Genomic DNA, 209 nt, shown 5'->3' with positions numbered 1-209 from the left:
CAATTCAGCCGCTCAGAGGACTTTTATTATCGCGGATTATTATAAAAGCTCAGACACCACATCCGCTAACTGGTGAAAGGTTTCGAGACGCGACGAACTTGGGCGCCATACAAGGCCTATATCGCGATATGCTTGCTGACCAGGGGGATCAATAACCACTAGATTTTGGTTTTCCAATAAACCATGATCGATGGCCATCTGCGGAATAA

The 209-nt window shown here is 45.9% G+C and carries 1 pseudogene; it reads right to left on the bottom strand.

Features of this window, described 5'->3' with window-relative positions:
- Positions 1-39: 39 nt before the first annotated feature.
- Positions 40-209: pseudogene (locus tag AB4512_RS22610) on the bottom strand (hydrogen peroxide-inducible genes activator); the annotation flags it as partial.

The sequence above is a fragment of the Vibrio sp. 10N.222.52.B7 genome, from assembly GCF_041474275.1.
In the GTDB taxonomy this organism is placed as follows: domain Bacteria; phylum Pseudomonadota; class Gammaproteobacteria; order Enterobacterales; family Vibrionaceae; genus Vibrio; species Vibrio crassostreae_C.
The sequence above is the reverse complement of the archived record's forward strand: the minus strand, read 5'-3'. Positions and strand labels throughout refer to the sequence as shown.